This window comes from Lysobacter koreensis (assembly GCF_042677045.1).
In the GTDB taxonomy this organism is placed as follows: domain Bacteria; phylum Pseudomonadota; class Gammaproteobacteria; order Xanthomonadales; family Xanthomonadaceae; genus Lysobacter_K; species Lysobacter_K koreensis.
Genome location: NZ_JBHTIH010000003.1, coordinates 494,795 through 511,105, shown reverse-complemented (window position 1 = coordinate 511,105; position 16,311 = coordinate 494,795). Strand labels below are relative to the sequence as shown.

Below are 16,311 nucleotides of genomic sequence, written 5' to 3'. Positions count from 1 at the left end.
AGAGGGAAGCTCTTTCATCTCCATCCGCTTCGCCGAACCCTCACGCTTGATCCCTCTCCCGACGGGAGAGGGAAGCACAGCGCCGCAGGATGAACTCATGGTCGCGCACCCGCCCGACCGGAAACTCGTAGTCGCCGACGTGCTCGAAGCCGTGCCGGGCATAGAAGCGCTGCGCGCCGAGGTTCTGCGACCAGACGCCAATCCACAACGTGCGCGGGCCATCGCGTTCGAGCCAGTCGAGCGCCGCCTGGAACAACTTGCCGCCCCAGCCGCCGTTCTGCACGTCGGCCAGCACGTACAGGCGTTTGAGCTCGCCGTCGCCGGGTTGCACCTGCGCATGCGGCAGGCCGCAGGGGCCGGCCGCGGCGTGGCCGACGACTTCGCCGTCGTGCTCGAGCAGCCACACCGCGTAATCGGGGTGGCCGAGGATCAGCGCCTGCTTGTCGACCGCGTAACTGTCGCGCACGAACGCCTGCAGGTCCTCGTCCGGGTACAGGTGCCCGAAGGTCTGCGTGAACGTGCGCGTGGCGATGTCCGACACCGCCTGCGCATCGGCCACACCCGCACGCCGGATCAGCGTCGCCATGCCTCAGGCCTGCGCGGGCGCGTCGTGGTCGGCATCGGCCAGCTTCGGCGCCTTCGGCCGCACCGACACGTGCACTTCGGCCAGCTGCTTGTCCGGCACCTGCGACGGCGCGCCGGTCATCAGGCACTGCGCGGTGGTGGTTTTGGGGAACGCGATCACGTCGCGGATCGACTCGGTCCCGGCCATCAGCGCGGCGATGCGATCGATGCCGAACGCGATGCCGCCGTGCGGCGGCGCGCCGAAACGCAGCGCGTCGAGCAGGAAGCCGAACTTGCCCTCGGCCTCCTCGGCGCCGATGCCGAGCAGCTCGAACACCGCCGACTGCATCGCCGAGTTGTGGATGCGGATCGAACCGCCGCCGATCTCGTTGCCGTTGAGCACCATGTCGTAGCCGCGCGAGACAGCGGTCTTCGCATTCGCGCGCAGGTCGGCGACGTCGTCGACCGCCGGCGCGGTGAACGGGTGGTGCAGCGCGACGTAGCGCCTCTCTTCCTCGTCCCACTCGAACATCGGGAAGTCGGTGACCCACAGCGGCGCCCAGCCCTCCTGGATGAGGTTCAAGTCCTTGCCGAGCTTGAGGCGCAGCGCGCCCATGAAGTCCGACGCGGTCTTGTAGGTTGCCGCGCCGAAGAAGATCAGGTCGTCGCTCTGCGCACCGGTCATTTGGATGATCGATGCCAGCGTGGCGTCGTCGAGAAACTTGGCGATCGGCGAGTTGATGCCCTCTCGACCCTTCGCTGCGTCCTCGACCTTCATCCACGCCAGGCCCTTGGCGCCGTACTTGGCCGCGTGCGCGGCGTAGTCGTCGATCTGCTTGCGCGACAGGGTCGCGGCGGCGGGCACGCGCAACGCGACCACGCGGCCGTCGGCGTGGTTGGCCCAGTCGGTGAACACCTTGAACTCGCAGCCCTTGACCAGCTGCGCGATGTCGGTGAACTCCATCGCGATGCGCAGGTCCGGCTTGTCCGAACCGTAGCGGCGCATTGCCTCGGCGTAGCTCATGCGCGGGAACTCGCTGGCCAGCTCCACGTCCATCACCTCGCGGAACACGGTGCGGATCATCTCCTCGGTGGTGTCCTGCACGTCGCGCTCGGAGACCCAGGCGAATTCCATGTCGAGCTGGGTGAATTCGAGCTGGCGGTCGGCGCGCAGGGCCTCGTCGCGGAAGCAGCGCGCGATCTGGTAGTAACGGTCGAAGCCGGCCACCATCAGGATCTGCTTGAACAGCTGCGGCGACTGCGGCAGCGCGTAGAACTCGCCCTCGTGCATGCGCGCGGGCACCAGGAAGTCGCGCGCGCCCTCGGGCGTGGCCTTGGTCAGGATCGGCGTTTCAATATCTTGGAAATCACGTGCGTCGAGCCAGCGGCGCAGTGCCTGCACAAGCTTGATGCGGGTGCGCATCTTGCGTTGCATGTCGGGGGTGCGCAGGTCGAGGTAGCGGTACTTGAGGCGGATGTCCTCGCCGGCGTTCTCGTGGGCGTGGAACGGCAGCGGCTCGGCCTTGTTGAGCAGCTCGATTTTCGTCGCGACGATTTCGACCTGGCCGGTCTTGAGCTTGTCGTTGACCGCCTGGCGCTTGCGCACCACGCCGGTGATGCGCAGGCAATCCTCGTAACCCACGTGCGCGGCCGCGGCGACCACCTCGGCATTGCCTTCGGCCTTCGCATCGGGCTCGGCCACGATCTGCACGATGCCCTCGTGGTCGCGCAGGTCGATGAAGCACAGGCCGCCGAGGTTGCGGGCGACGTCGGCCCAGCCGCACAGGGTGACGGTCTGGCCGATCAGCGCCTCGTCGATCAGGCCGCAGAAATGGGTACGCATGAAAACTCCGGAGTCAGGCAGGCAAGGCCGGCGGGGTCGGCTTGGGAAAAGTGGCGGCCGCAGCTGGGCAGTCGCGTTACGCCGCAGACGAAGCTACGACGTTTCTTCGGCCTTTCGCGGCCGGAGAGTCGCACTATGTTAACGGCTACGGCGGAGAGGTTCCGGGCGGGTGCGCGACAGCGGCCCACCCGAGCCGGGGGTCGCGCGCGCTTCCGCGCCACCCAGCGGCAACGCGGCGCTCGTCGGGGCCGCCGGCCACACCGGCGCCAGGCCGACGTGAACGGTAGCCACGTCCATCACGCCTGCATGCCATCCCCGCGCCCAACCTGAGCCCGCCGTAGCTGCGGGCATCGGATCACTCAAGGTCCGGCGTTGCCGGCCGTTGACGAGGGTACGCCGCACGGTCGAGATAACTGGAAGGGCGCGCAGGCAGCGGCGCGCCCCAACCGGAGATCGCAGGCCCCTGCATCGAGGCGGCCAGCCGCAACCGCGGCATGCTGAGGAGGACCGAATGACGACATCGTCCAAGCACCGGTCATGGGCCACGTTCGCGGCTGCGCTGCTGGTGGGACTCTCCATCCCCGCGGTCGCGCACTACGGCCAGGGCGAGGCCGCTCGCATTGTCCCGGCCACGGGCAGCGCCCAGCCCGGTTACCCGCAGTGGCATGCCGGTGCCGCCGGCGGGCGCATGCGTGTGGGCCTGACCTTGATCGCCGAACCGACCGAATCGCCACTGCCGGACCCGGCGAGCCTGGATTTCCCGGCCACGTCGCGGGCGATCCGCTGCGAGAGCGAGGGCCAGCGCTACCGCGAATGCCGCACGCCGTTCCGCGGCCCGGTGACGCTCGCGCGCGAGGTCTCCGGCACCCGCTGCGTCGAAGACGAGAACTGGGGCTGGCGCGAGGGTGCGGTCTGGGTAGACCGTGGCTGCGCCGCGGTGTTCCTGCGGATCGGCGAGGGCTGACAGACCGGCCGCGTCGAGCACCCAGTCGGTGCTGGCCACCGAAGTCACGCGCGCGCAGGTCCGGCCCTGGAAGCGGACCCTCCGACCGACCAACGCACGGTCGCGCTGCCTTGTGGCCGACACCGCAACGGCGGTGCCGCCGCATCACTCAGCCCGCCGGGCCGACGGCGCAACGTCAGAAAAACACGCGCCGTTGACGGCCATTTGGGACTACTGACCCGGTCGCGCCCTGCCACCGGCGCGCCTCATCCCACGCCCGTCCACGCACCCGGGGAAAGGCCATGAACACGCTGCTGAAACCGCTGCTGCTGGGGTTGTGCCTGGCCGCCCTCGCCGGACCCGCCACCGCCCAGCAGCGCCCCTACGCGCCCGAGGAGCTGCGCAGCCTGTCGTACAACGACCAGGTGCGGGTGATCAGCCTGGAATACCAGGAACAGTCGCGCGGCCGCCGCATCCCGCAGGACCAGCTGCGCTTCTACACCGACCAGGTCAACCGCTCCAACTGGGGCTTCAGCCAGGTGCGGGCCGACATCGCCCAGTCGCTCGGGCTCGGCGGCGGCGTGCCGCCACCGTACGGCGGCCAGGGCTTCCGCTGCGACAGCACCGGCAACGACGCGCGCCGCTGCCCGACGCCGTGGCGCGGGCCGTCGGTGATGGTGCGCCAGGTCTCCAACAGCCCGTGCATCGAGGGCCGCAGCTGGTCCTCGCAGGACGGCCAAGTCACGGTCTGGAAGGGCTGCCGCGCCGAGTTCGCCGCCGCCGGCTCGATCTACCCGGAGCCGGGCTACCCGGAACCCGGCTTCCCCGGTGGCAACACGGTCCGCTGCGAAAGCACCGACAACCGCGCGCGCACCTGCCAAGTGCCGTGGTGGGGACCGTCGCGGCTGTCGCGGCAGCTGTCCAAGGCCGAATGCCGCGAGGGCTACAGCTGGCAAGCGCAGCGTGGCCAGATGTACGTCGACCACGGCTGCCGCGCCGAGTTCATGCCCGGTCGCGGCAGTGACTGGGGTGACCCGATCGGCGACCGCGCCATCACCTGCGCCAGCGTCGACAACCGCTCGGTAACCTGCCCGTGGCCGCCCGGCTACGGGATGCCGCGCCTGCTCGAACAGCTCTCGCGCCAGCCCTGCATCCAGGGCCAGACCTGGGGCATCGGCTCGCGCACCGCGATCTGGGTCAGCCGCGGCTGCCGCGGGCGGTTTGGTAACTGAGCGCGGTCCGAGGGGCCGTGCTGACAATCGAACCCGTCTCGTCAGCCTAGCGGAGACGTTGATCCGCCGGCGCGGCCGAAAGCCTTGCGGCGTGGGGCCAGCCAGCCCTTACCTCGCGCGGTGCGGCGTCTGGTGCTTCGTCCGCGCAATGAACTCGGCACGCGCCGGGTTTGACGCAGCGTCGGTCGCGCTCAGGCGGTACCCGCCGCCGGCTTGGTGGCCGCGGGCGTCGAGGCGGGTTTGGCCGCCGGTTCGGCGTTCTTCTCGGCAGGCTTGCTGTCGGCCGGCTTCGATTCGGATGCGGACGGCGTCGCCCCGCCCTCGCCGGCCAGGTTGCGCTTCTTGTCGCCGTCCTTCTTGAAGTCGGTCTCGTACCAGCCGCCGCCGGACAGGCGGAACTGCGGCGCGGTCAGCTGGCGGCGGATCCTTTCGGCCGCGCCACAGTCGGGGCAGTCGCTCGGATCGGCGTCGGACAGCTTCTGCAGACGGTCGAAAGAATGGCCGCAGGCATCGCATTCAAAGGCATAGATCGGCATGGCAGGAGGCTCAAGGACGGCATGGGGCTGCGCGACAGGATGGGGTCGCGGTGAGTCGAATCAAGGGGTTAGCGATCAGGCAGCGTCGTACAGCGCCAGGAACTCGGCTTCGGCGGCGGCCAGCTCGATCGCCACCGCGTCGCGCTGGCGGGCCAGGTCGGCGGCGTTGTCGCGGCCGCCGGCGTAACGGTCGGGGTCGGCCAGGTCCATGTCGAGGGTGTGCAGCTTCGATTCCAGCTCGGCAACGCGGGCCTCGGCCTGCGCCAGCTTGTGCGGGTTGGCCTTGCGCGCCTTCGTCGGCGCACTCGCCGCGACCACCGCCGAGGCGGCGGCGACCACGGCCTTGGCCGCGCCCTTGCCGTCGTTGGAGTTGTCGCGGCTGCGCAGCCAGATCGCGTAGGCATCGAGGTCGCCGTCGAACGGCTGGGCGACGCCGTCGGCGACGCGCCAGAACGTGTCGCAGACCAGGCCGATCAGGTGCCGGTCGTGCGAGACCAGCACGATCGCGCCCTCGAACTCGGCCAGCGCCTCGGCCAGCGCCTCGCGCATGTCGAGGTCAAGGTGGTTGGTCGGCTCGTCGAGCAGCAGCACGTTCGGCTTCAGCCACGCGATCATCGCCAGCGCCAGGCGCGCGCGCTCGCCGCCGGAGAACACGTCGACCTTCTCGAACGCGCGGTCGCCGGGGAAATTCCACTTGCCGAGGAAGTCGCGCAGCTGCTGGGTGGCGACGCCCGGGGCGAGGTCGGCAAGGTGGTCGATCGCGGTCGCGCCTTCGCGCAGCGATTCGACCGTGTGCTGGGCGAAGTAGCCGATGCGCAGGTCGGGGTGGCCGTTGCGCTCGCCGGTCAGCAGGGCGAGGTCGCCGACCAGCGACTTGACCAGCGTCGACTTGCCGGCGCCGTTCGGGCCGAGCAAGGCCACGCGGTCGCCGGCTTCGAGAATGAAGCCGACATTGTCGAGCACGGTGTGCTGGCCGTAGCCGCAATCGGCCTCGGTCAGGCGCAGCAAGGCATTGGGGATCTTGCTGGAAGCCGGGAACTCGATCCGCAGCGCGCGCTCGGCGCGCACCGCCTCGGTGCCGGCCATCTTCGCCAGGCGCTTGACCCGCGACTGCGCCTGCTTGGCCTTGGCGGCGCTGGCGCTGAAGCGGTCGATGAAGCTCTGCAGGTGCGCGCGCTCGGCCTGCGCCTTCTCGTGGGTGATCTGCTGCAGGCGCAGGTGTTCGGCGCGCTGCCTTTCGAACGCGGTGTAGTCGCCGGCGTAGAGCTTGGCCTTGCCGTCGTGCAGGTGCAGGGTGTGGGTGGTGACCTCGTCGAGGAACTCGCGGTCGTGCGAGATCAGCATCAAGGTGCCCGGGTACTTGAGCAGCCACTGCTCCAGCCACAGCACCGCGTCGAGGTCGAGGTGGTTGGTCGGCTCGTCGAGCAGCAACAAGTCCGACGGCGTCATCAGCGCGCGCGCCAGGTTCAGGCGCACGCGCCAGCCGCCGGAGAACTCCTTGACCGCGCGCTCGTGGGTGTCGGGCGAGAAGCCCAGGCCGTGCAGCAGCTTGCCGGCGCGTGCGGTGGCGTCGTAGCCGTTGAGCTCCTCGAGCCGGTGGTGGCATTCGGCCACCGCTTCCCAGTCCTCGCGCTCGACCGCGGCGCGCTCGGCCATCAGCACCGAATGCACCTGGGCGTCGCCGGACAGCACGAAGTCGAGCGCGGGGTCGTCGAGCGCCGGGGTTTCCTGGGCGACGGCGGCCATGCGCACGCGGCTGGGCATGTCGAGGTTGCCGACATCGGACTCCAGCTCGCCCTGCACCGCGGCGAACAGCGACGACTTGCCGGTGCCGTTGCGGCCGATGACGCCGACCCGCCAGCCGGCTTGCAGGGTCAGGTCGACTTTGGACAGGAGCAGGCGTTCGCCGCGCCGGAGGGCGAAATCACGGAAAGCAATCATGCCGCCATTGTACGGGGCCACGCGCCCATCGCCGCGCTGCTGGCTTGCATCTGTCGGCTTCGGTCGACATTCTGGTCGGCCCCATCCATCAGGAGACCCGATGCATCACACGTCCCTGATCGCGATCCTGGTGGGCGGCTTCGTGCTCGCGTTCATCTTCGGCGCGCTGGCCCAGCGCCTACGGCTGTCGCCGCTGGTCGGTTACCTGATTGCGGGCGTGGTCGCCGGGCCGTTCACGCCCGGCTTCGTCGGCGACCAGACCCTGGCCCCGCAGCTGGCCGAGATCGGCGTGATCCTGCTGATGTTCGGGGTCGGCCTGCATTTCTCGATGAAGGACCTGCTGTCGGTCAAGGCGATCGCGGTGCCCGGCGCGCTGCTGCAGATCGCAGTGGCGACCTTGATGGGCTGGGGACTGGCGCGCACGTTCGGCTGGTCGCACGGGGCTGGGATCGTGTTCGGCCTGGCGCTGTCGGTGGCTAGCACCGTGGTGGTGCTGCGCGCGCTGGAGGAGCGGCGGCTGGTCGACACCGACAAGGGCCGGATCGCGGTCGGTTGGCTGATCGTCGAGGACCTGGCGATGGTGCTGGCGCTGGTGCTGCTGCCGACCCTGGCCGGGATGCTCAACGGCGAAGGCGGCGACGCCACGCAGATCTGGACCGCGCTGCTCGCCACGTTCGCCAAGGTCGGTGCGTTCATCGCGCTGATGCTGATCGTCGGCCGGCGCGCGGTGCCGTGGCTGCTCGAGCGCGTCGCCGGCACCGGCTCGCGCGAGCTGTTCACGCTGTGCGTGCTGGCGATCGCGCTGGGCGTCGCGTTCGGCTCGGCGGAGCTGTTCGGGGTGTCGTTCGCGCTGGGCGCGTTCTTCGCCGGGCTGCTGCTCAACGAGTCGGAGTTCAGCCACCAGGCCGCGAACGAGACCTTGCCGCTGCGCGATGCGTTCGCGGTGCTGTTCTTCGTCTCGGTCGGCATGCTGTTCGACCCGATGATCCTGGTCGAGCGGCCGCTGCAGGTGCTGGCGACGTTCGCGATCATCGTGCTCGGCAACGGCATGGTCGCGTGGACGGTCGCGCGCGCATTCGGCAAGGCCAGCGCGACCGCGCTGCTGCTGGCGATCGCGTTGTCGCAGATCGGCGAGTTCTCGTTCATCCTCGCCGGCCTCGGCGTGCAGCTGCAGGTGCTGCCCAAGCTTGGCCAGGACCTGATCCTGGCAGGCGCGCTGCTGTCGATCATGGTCAACCCGCTGCTGTTCGCCTGGCTGGACAAGCGCCGCGCGCGCGAGGCCAAGGCCGTCCAGGACCAGGCCGATGTCGACGCGCCGCAGCTGCCCGAGGGGATCACCCACCACGTGATCCAGATCGGTTACGGCCGGGTCGGCAGCGAACTGGCGCGGCTGCTGACCGCGCAGGGCGTGCCGCTGGTGGTGATCGATGCCGAGGACGCGCTGGTCGCGCGCGCGCGCGCCGCCGGCCTGCCGGCGATCCGCGGCAATGCGGTCAACGAGCGCGTGCTGCGCGAGGCGCTCCCGGAGCGCGCGAGCACGGTGATGGTGGCCATTCCCAATGCGCTGGAAGCCGGCGAGATCGTCGCCACGCTGCGCCAGATCAACCCGGCGCTGAGCATCGTCGCGCGCGGCCACAGCGACCTCGAGGTCAAACACCTGCTCGAGCACGGCGCCGACGCGGCGGTGATGGCCGAGCGCGAACTGGCGCACAGCCTGGCCGAGATGGTCATGGCGACGCCGCCGCACCGCGGCACGCGGCGCCTGCCGCCCGCGGTCGCGATCTGATCCCGCCCCCCCACGCCCACGCACCGGACCCCCATGCCAACCCACGACGACCCCAGCGACGCCCTGCAACTGACCGCGGTCGAAGCGCGCATCGTCGCCAGCCTGGTCGAGAAGGAAGCGACCACGCCCGACACCTACCCGCTCACGCTCAACGCGATCGTGCTGGCCTGCAACCAGAAGACCGCGCGCGAGCCGTTCCTGCAGCTGGAACCGGGCGAGGTGGGCCACGCGCTGCGCCAGCTGGAGAGCCGCGGCTGGGTGAAGTCGCAGCATGCCGCGCGCGCCGACCGCTACAGCCATCGCGTCGAAGCCCGGCTCGACCTCAGCCGCGCCCACACCGCGCTGCTGGCGCTGCTGATGCTGCGCGGACCGCAGACCGCGAACGAACTGCTGGCGCGCAGCGAGCGGCTGGCGAAGTTCGATTCGCTCGCCGACCTGCAGTACGCGCTGGAACGCCTGTCGCATCGCGACCCGGCGCTGGTGCGGCAGCTGCCGCGGCAAGGCGGGCGACGCGAGGACCGCTACGCCCACCTGCTCAGCGGCGAGCCAACCTACGTGGCGCCGGCGGCGAGCGCGACCGCGGCGACGGCCGCTTCGGCCGGCGCGCTGGGCGAACGGGTCGCCGCGCTCGAAGCGCGGCTGGCGGACCTGGAGTCGCGACTGGACGCGGCGGGCATCGCACCCGCCTCCGACTGAGCCTCGGCCGGCTGCTGCCCTGAAGCGAGCGCGGGCAACCCGCCGACCAGACAAGCGCGCTGCGCGCGGATTCGGATCTGCCGGACCTCTGCGCGCGCGCCACGATCAGCGCGTTCCGGCGCGGAACTCGGTTTGACACTACGTCAAAATTGCGTTAATCGGGATCGACCGCAACTGCGGCCGCCCCCGGAGAGTCCCGCATGATGCTCACGCCGTTGCGCCTGGCCATACTGATCGCGCTCGCCGCGCCCGCCGCCCTCGCCCAGACCGCGCCGCCCCCGCCTCGCGCCGATGCCACCACGCTCGACCAGTTGATCGTCACCGGTACCCGCGTCACCGACCGCACCGTCGCCGAGTCGACCGCACCGATCGACATCATCACCCCGGAGGTATTGCAGGCCACCGGCACCACCGAACTGGCGACCGCGCTGACCCGCGCGTTGCCGTCGCTGAACTTCCCGCGCGTGGCGATCGCCGACGGCACCGATGCGACCCGTCCGGCGCAGCTGCGCGGCCTCGCCCCCGATCACGTGCTGGTGCTGGTCAACGGCAAGCGCTACCACCCCGGCGCGCTGGTCAACGTCAACGGCACCCAGGGCCGCAGCTCGGCGCCGGTCGACCTCAACACGATCCCGGTATCGGCGATCGCGCGCGTCGAGGTACTGCGCGACGGTGCCTCGGCCCAGTACGGCTCCGATGCGATCGCCGGCGTGATCAACATCGTGCTGAAAAGCAGCGACAGCGGCGGCAACGTCGGGGTGCGCTACGGCCAGTACAGCGCCGGCGACGGCAAGCAGTACAGCGCGCTCGCCGACGCCGGCTTCAAGCTCGGCGCGGACGGCTTCGTGCACCTGGCCGTGCAGGGCGACCAGCAGGACAACACCAACCGCGCGCGACCGTTCATCGGCACGCCGACGGCAAGCTCGGCGCCGCTCGGCCGGGTGGTGGAGCGCTTCGGCGAACCGGCGGTCGACAGCTACTCGGGCAGCTACAACGCCGGCTACACGGTCGACGACGTGCTGAACCTGTACTCCTACGGCATCCACACCAAGCGCGACACCGTCTCCAACGGCTTCTTCCGCCCGGCCGGCGCCGGCAGCAACATCCGCTCGATCTATCCCGACGGCTTCCTGCCGCTGATCAACAACGTCTCGACCGACTACGGCTTCGTCGGCGGCCTGAAGGCGACCACCGCTGGCGGCACCCAGTTCGACTTCAGCTACACCTACGGTTCGAACGAGCTGACGTTCGACGTCAAGAACACCCTCAACCGCAGCCTCGGCCCGACCTCGCCGACGCAATTCTTCGCCGGCGCGCTGGAGGTCCGGCAGCACATCCTCAACTTCGATTTCACGAAACCGCTCGACTGGGGCCTGGCGTATCCGCTCACGCTGTCGTATGGCGCCGAGTGGCGCGGCGACACCTTCGAACAATCTCCCGGTGAGCCGCTGTCGTTCGCCAACGGTGGCGTGCTCGCTCCCGGCGAGACCGCGCCGCGGCCGGGCGCCCAGGTGTTCTCCGGGTTCCGGCCCGCCGACGGTGGCAAGTTCGACCGCCATAACCTGTCGTTCTACGCCGGCCTGGAGGCCGATCTCACCGACAAGCTGTCGGCCGGCATCGCCGCGCGCTACGAGGACTACAGCGACTTCGGCGACACCACCACCGGCAAGCTGACCGCGCGCTACGCGTTCACCGACGCGGTCGCGCTGCGCGGCACCGTGTCGACCGGCTTCCACGCGCCGTCGCTGCAGCAGCAGTTCTTCCAGTCGACCGCGACCAACTTCATCGCCGTTCCCGGGCAAGGCCTGCAGCCGTTCGACATCGCGACGTTCCGGGTCAACAACCCGGCCGCGATCGCGCTGGGTGCCGAGCCGCTGCGCCCGGAGGAGTCGACCAACTACAGCCTGGGCCTGGTGCTGCAACCGATCGACCGGATGTACATCACGATCGACGCGTACCGGATCGAGATGGAGGACCGCATCTCGCTGTCGGAGAACCTGATCAGCGCCGCGGTGCGCAACTTCCTCAACTCGCCCGCGATCGGCCTGATCGGCGTCGGCGGCGGCCGCTACTTCACCAACGCGATCGACACCACCACCGACGGCATCGACGTGGTCGGCACCTACGGCTGGGCGCTCGGCGCGGGCAGCCTCGACCTCACGGTCGGCTACAACTACAACAAGACCACCATCGACCGGGTCGCACCGAATCCGGCCGCGCTGGCCGCGATCGACCCCGCCGCGCTGCGTTTCGGCCGGGTCGAGATCGGACGCTTCGAGGTCGGTTCCCCGCGCGACAAGTTCCTGCTCGGCGGCCTGTGGAAGTCCGGCGGCTGGGAGTTCTCGGCCAACGGCACCCGCTATGGCGAGACCACGTTGCGCAACGCCAGCCCGGCGCTGGACCAGACCTTCGCGGCGAAGTGGACGCTCGACCTGGCCGCCACGCTCAGGCTCGACCGCTGGAGCTTCACTCTCGGCGGCGACAACGTGCTCAACGAGTACCCCGACGAGGTGCTGTTCGCGAACTCGCGCGACGGCCAATTGCCGTACGACAGAAGCGCGGTGCCGTTCGGCTTCGGCGGAGCGTTCATGTACGCCAAAGCCGGCTACAAGTGGTGATCGCTGCTTCCTGAGCGGCATGCGCACAAATGGCCCGGGGTTACCGGGCCGTTTTTCTGTCCGCGATCGAGCGCTGCCAGTCAGGCGGTGCGGAACACCAGCTGCCCGCCGTCGGCGTCGACGTGGATGGTGTCGCCGCTGCCGAACTCACCGCCGAGGATCTTCTGCGCCAGCGGGTTCTCCAGCTGGTGCTGGATCGCGCGCTTGAGCGGGCGCGCGCCATAGACCGGGTCGAAGCCGGCATTGCCGAGCAGCGCCAGCGCGTTGTCGGACAGCACCAGCTTGAGGCCGCGTTCGGCCAGGCGCTTGTCCAGGCCGTGCAGCTGGATCCGGGCGATCTGGCGGATCTGCGCTTTGTCGAGCGGATGGAACACGACGATGTCGTCGAGCCGGTTGATGAACTCCGGGCGGAAGTGCGACTGCACCACGCCCATCACCGATGCCTTCATCTGGGTGTAGCCCTCGGCGGTGCCACCGCTGGCCTCGAACATCTCCTGGATCATCTGCGAGCCAAGGTTGGACGTCATCACGATCACCGTGTTGCGGAAATCCACCGTGCGGCCCTGGCCATCGGTGAGGCGGCCGTCGTCGAGCACCTGCAGCAGGATGTTGAACACGTCCGGGTGCGCCTTCTCGACCTCGTCGAGCAGGATCACGCTGTACGGGCGGCGGCGCACCGCTTCGGTGAGGTAGCCGCCCTCCTCGTAGCCGACGTAGCCCGGCGGCGCGCCGACCAGGCGGCTGACCGCGTGCTTCTCCATGAACTCGCTCATGTCGATCCGTACCATCGCGTCGGTCGAGTCGAACAGGAACTCGGCCAGCGCCTTGCACAGCTCGGTCTTGCCGACGCCGGTCGGGCCCAGGAACAGGAAGCTGCCCGACGGCCGGTTCGGATCCGACAGGCCCGCGCGCGAACGCCGCACCGCGTCGGACACGACCTTGATCGCCTCGTCCTGGCCGACCACGCGGTCGTGCAGCTGCGCTTCCATCTTCAGCAGTTTCTCGCGCTCGCCTTCGAGCATCTTCGACACCGGGATGCCGGTCCAGCGCGCGACGACCTCGGCGATTTCCTCGGCGGTGACCTTGTCCTGCAGCAGGGTAAAGCCGCGGGTCTCGACTTCCTGAGCGGCCTTGAGCTGCTTCTCCAGTTCCGGCAGCGCGCCGTACTGCAGCTCGCTCATGCGCGCGAAATCCTGCTTGCGCTGCGCCGCCTCGAGCTCCAGCCGCGCTTGCTCGATCTGCTCCTTGATCCGGGTGGCGCCGTGCAGCATCGCCTTCTCCGACTTCCAGACTTCCTCCAGGTCGTTGAACGCGCGCTCCAGCACGGCGATCTCGGCTTCGAGGTCGGCCAGGCGCTGCTTCGATTCGGCGTCCTTCTCCTTCTTCAGCGCCTCGCGCTGGATCTTGAGCTGGATCAGCCGGCGTTCCTTGCGGTCGAGCTCCTCGGGCTTGGAGTCGATCTCCATGCGGATGCGCGAGGCGGCCTCGTCCATCAGGTCGATGGCCTTGTCGGGCAGCTGGCGGTCGGCGATGTAGCGGTGCGACAGCGTCGCCGCGGCGACGATCGCCGGGTCGGTGATCTCGACGCCGTGATGCACGGCGTAGCGCTCCTTGAGGCCACGCAGGATCGCGATGGTGTCCTCGACCGACGGCTCGCCGACGAACACCTTCTGGAAGCGACGCTCGAGCGCGGCGTCCTTCTCGACGTACTTGCGGTACTCGTCCAGCGTGGTCGCGCCGATGCAGTGCAGCTCGCCGCGCGCCAACGCCGGCTTCAGCATGTTGCCGGCATCCATCGAGCCTTCGGCTTTCCCCGCACCGACCATCGTGTGCAGCTCGTCGATGAACAGGATGACGTTGCCTTCCTGCTTGGCCAGGTCGCTGAGCACGGCCTTGAGCCGCTCCTCGAACTCGCCCCGGAACTTGGCGCCGGCGATCAGCGCGCCCATGTCGAGCGACAGCACGCGGCGGCCGCGCAGGCCTTCGGGCACCTCGTTGTTGATGATGCGCTGGGCCAGGCCTTCGACGATCGCGGTCTTGCCCACGCCCGGCTCGCCGATCAGCACCGGGTTGTTCTTGGTACGCCGCTGCAGCACCTGGATCGTGCGGCGGATCTCCTCGTCGCGGCCGATCACCGGGTCGAGCTTGCCCGACTCGGCGCGCGCGGTCAGGTCGATCGTGTACTTCTCCAGCGCCTGGCGCTGTTCCTCTGCATTCTCGGATTGCACGCTCTCGCCTCCACGGATCTTCTCGATGGCCGTCTCGATGCGCGCCTTGTCGGCGCCGGCCGCCTTCAGCGCGCGGCCGGCATCGCCGCCGTCGTCGAGCGCGGACAGCACGAACAACTCGCTCGCAATGAAGGCGTCGCCGCGCTGCTGGGCGAGCTTGTCGGTGACGTTGAGCAGCCGCGCCAAGTCGTTGCCGACGCTGACGCTGCCGGCCTGCCCCGACACCTTCGGCAGCTTCTCCAGCGCTTCGCCCAGGCGCTCGCGCAACAGCGGCACGTTGACGCCGGCCTGCGCCAACAGCGGCCGGGTGCTGCCACCGGTCTGGTCGAGCAGCGCGACCAGCAGGTGCGCCGGCTCGATGACGCTGTGGTCGCGTCCGACCGCGAGCGACTGCGCGTCGGCGAGCGCCTGCTGGAAGCGCGAGGTGAGTTTGTCCATCCGCATCGGAAGTCCTCGGGTGCGTGTGCAAGGAGTGCGCGGCCCGGCCGCGATGCTTCGAAGATGCGGTTGGCACCGGACGATTCAAGCCTCGCACGACGGTCGTTCAGGCGACGTCGAAGTGTGATTGGGCGCTAGCGCCATCGACGTCGGAAAGCGTGGTTTCAGGCCTCGTCGAGCCAGCCATGGTAGTGCACCAGCAGGCCGGCCAGCGGCACTGCCGCGGCGACATCGAAGTGGTAGCGGCCGTGACTCACGTATTCGCGGGCGCGGATGCGCGCGAACCAGCGCGTCGGCAGCGGCACGCCCAACGCGCGCACGCGCTCGACCTGCCAGGTGATCGCGCCGTCCACGACCTGCAAGCGGAAGCCGAACGTGACCAGCCCCAGCCGTTCGCACAGCAGGCCGTCGCGTGCCCACAGCCGCGAACGCATCGCGCGTGCGGCGAACACCCGCGTCCAGCGCTCGCACCCGGCCCCGGCGACGATCTCGACCTTGATCGGGCCACGGCCCGCGCGCGGCAGCCCGGTGGCCGCGGCGCATAGCCACGCGAGCAGGCCGCGGCCGCGGTCGACTTCGACCTTGCCGTGGTAGCGGTGGCGTCCGTGGCGCGCATGCAGCGCCTGCAGGCCCGGCGCAAGCGTGTCGAACTGCGCGCCGAGCAACTGCCGATAGAGCGTCGGCGGGTTCGCGTCGGCCGGCGTCGATTTCACGCCCGTTGGGCCGGCTCGATCCACACCAGCGACGCCATGCGCCCGGTGCGCTGGTCGCGGCGGTGCGAGTAGAAGCGTTGCGGGTCGGAGATCGTGCACAGGCCACCGCCGTGGATGTGCGCGTCGGACAAGCCGGCAGCGATCAGGCGGCGGCGCGCGAGCGCGTACAGGTCGACGCGCCAGTGGTGCGGTCGGGTGCTGACGAAGGCGCTGGCGGCGCTCCAGTCGCGCGCGACGAACGCATCGAAGACCTCGACCCCGACTTCGTAACGCTGCGGGCCGGCGGCCGGACCGAGCCAGGCGAGCACGCGCGACGGAGGCGTGCGCATCGCCGCGACGGTTGCTTCGAGCACGCCGGCGGCGAGGCCGCGCCAGCCCGCATGCGCTGCCGCGACTTCGCTGCCGTCGTCGGCGCACAGCAGCACCGGCAGACAGTCGGCGGTGAGGATCGCGAGCACGCTGCCTGGCGTCGAAGTGACGCTGGCGTCGGCTTCTGGCTCGTGCGAACTGGCCATCCCGTCGAATCTCTCGACCGCCACCCCATGCACCTGCCGCAACCAATGCGGCATCCCCGGCAACCGCGCGTGTTCCACGAGCAACGCGCGGTTGTGTTCGACCGTGTCCGGATCGTCGCCGCTGGCCGCGTAGCGGTTGCCCAGGTTGAAGTGGTCGAACGGCGCCGCCGATTCGCCGAGGCCGTGCCGCAGCGTGGTGAACGCGCGCACCGACGCAGGCGCCGGCCAGTCCGCATCCAGCCACGCCGTCGTCATCGC

Annotated in this window: 12 protein-coding genes; 5 read left to right on the top strand and 7 right to left on the bottom strand. The window is 69.8% G+C overall.

Annotated features, from left to right (window positions below; all coding sequences use genetic code 11):
• Nucleotides 1–40: 40 nt before the first annotated feature.
• On the bottom strand, nucleotides 41–586 hold the full coding sequence (locus tag ACFQZQ_RS07685) for a GNAT family N-acetyltransferase (RefSeq protein ID WP_386812168.1): 546 nt from the start codon (nucleotides 584–586) through the stop codon (nucleotides 41–43).
• Between the two features lie 3 nt (nucleotides 587–589).
• The gene (gene aspS / locus ACFQZQ_RS07680) at nucleotides 590–2,407 is read right to left on the bottom strand and encodes an aspartate--tRNA ligase (protein ID WP_386812167.1); all 1,818 of its coding nucleotides are present in this window, start codon (nucleotides 2,405–2,407) and stop codon (nucleotides 590–592) included.
• 511 nt (nucleotides 2,408–2,918) lie between these two features.
• Here aspS and ACFQZQ_RS07675 point away from each other — a divergent pair.
• Together ACFQZQ_RS07675 and ACFQZQ_RS07670 are read left to right on the top strand one after the other, a co-directional pair.
• The gene (locus tag ACFQZQ_RS07675; protein ID WP_386812166.1) at nucleotides 2,919–3,371 is read left to right on the top strand and encodes a DUF3011 domain-containing protein; all 453 of its coding nucleotides are present in this window, start codon (nucleotides 2,919–2,921) and stop codon (nucleotides 3,369–3,371) included.
• 281 nt (nucleotides 3,372–3,652) lie between these two features.
• Nucleotides 3,653–4,582, top strand: coding sequence for a DUF3011 domain-containing protein (locus ACFQZQ_RS07670; protein WP_386812165.1), 930 nt, complete (start codon nucleotides 3,653–3,655; stop codon nucleotides 4,580–4,582).
• A 191-nt stretch (nucleotides 4,583–4,773) separates the two neighbouring features.
• Here ACFQZQ_RS07670 and ACFQZQ_RS07665 read toward each other — a convergent pair whose 3' ends face one another.
• Nucleotides 4,774–5,118, bottom strand: coding sequence for an FmdB family zinc ribbon protein (locus ACFQZQ_RS07665; RefSeq protein WP_386812164.1), 345 nt, complete (start codon nucleotides 5,116–5,118; stop codon nucleotides 4,774–4,776).
• Nucleotides 5,119–5,193: 75 nt separating this feature from the next.
• On the bottom strand, nucleotides 5,194–7,059 hold the full coding sequence (locus ACFQZQ_RS07660) for an ABC-F family ATP-binding cassette domain-containing protein (RefSeq protein WP_386812163.1): 1,866 nt from the start codon (nucleotides 7,057–7,059) through the stop codon (nucleotides 5,194–5,196).
• Nucleotides 7,060–7,159: 100 nt separating this feature from the next.
• Between ACFQZQ_RS07660 and ybaL the strand changes: the two genes are divergently transcribed.
• The 3 genes from ybaL to ACFQZQ_RS07645 all read left to right on the top strand — a co-directional run bounded on the left by ybaL (nucleotide 7,160) and on the right by ACFQZQ_RS07645 (nucleotide 12,159).
• Nucleotides 7,160–8,845 carry a YbaL family putative K(+) efflux transporter gene (gene ybaL / locus ACFQZQ_RS07655; RefSeq protein WP_386812162.1) on the top strand — a complete coding sequence of 562 codons (1,686 nt, stop codon included), beginning with the start codon at nucleotides 7,160–7,162 and terminating at the stop codon, nucleotides 8,843–8,845.
• A 33-nt stretch (nucleotides 8,846–8,878) separates the two neighbouring features.
• Nucleotides 8,879–9,541: a YceH family protein gene (locus ACFQZQ_RS07650; RefSeq protein WP_386812161.1), complete on the top strand. Its 663-nt coding sequence runs from the start codon at nucleotides 8,879–8,881 to the stop codon at nucleotides 9,539–9,541.
• Between the two features lie 200 nt (nucleotides 9,542–9,741).
• Entirely contained in the window at nucleotides 9,742–12,159 is a 2,418-nt protein-coding gene (locus ACFQZQ_RS07645) for a TonB-dependent receptor plug domain-containing protein (protein WP_386812160.1), read from the top strand.
• 80 nt (nucleotides 12,160–12,239) lie between these two features.
• Here the strand turns inward: ACFQZQ_RS07645 and clpB are convergent, their stop codons facing one another.
• The 3 genes from clpB to pgeF all read right to left on the bottom strand — a co-directional run bounded on the left by clpB (nucleotide 12,240) and on the right by pgeF (nucleotide 16,308).
• Nucleotides 12,240–14,831: an ATP-dependent chaperone ClpB gene (gene clpB / locus ACFQZQ_RS07640; protein WP_386812159.1), complete on the bottom strand. Its 2,592-nt coding sequence runs from the start codon at nucleotides 14,829–14,831 to the stop codon at nucleotides 12,240–12,242.
• A 158-nt stretch (nucleotides 14,832–14,989) separates the two neighbouring features.
• Complete coding sequence (locus tag ACFQZQ_RS07635) at nucleotides 14,990–15,538, bottom strand: DUF4166 domain-containing protein (protein WP_386812158.1); 549 nt, start codon at nucleotides 15,536–15,538, stop codon at nucleotides 14,990–14,992.
• Complete coding sequence (gene pgeF, locus ACFQZQ_RS07630) at nucleotides 15,535–16,308, bottom strand: peptidoglycan editing factor PgeF (protein ID WP_386812157.1); 774 nt, start codon at nucleotides 16,306–16,308, stop codon at nucleotides 15,535–15,537. Before pgeF ends, ACFQZQ_RS07635 begins: the two co-directional genes overlap by 4 nt.
• Between the last annotated feature and the right edge of the window lie 3 nt (nucleotides 16,309–16,311).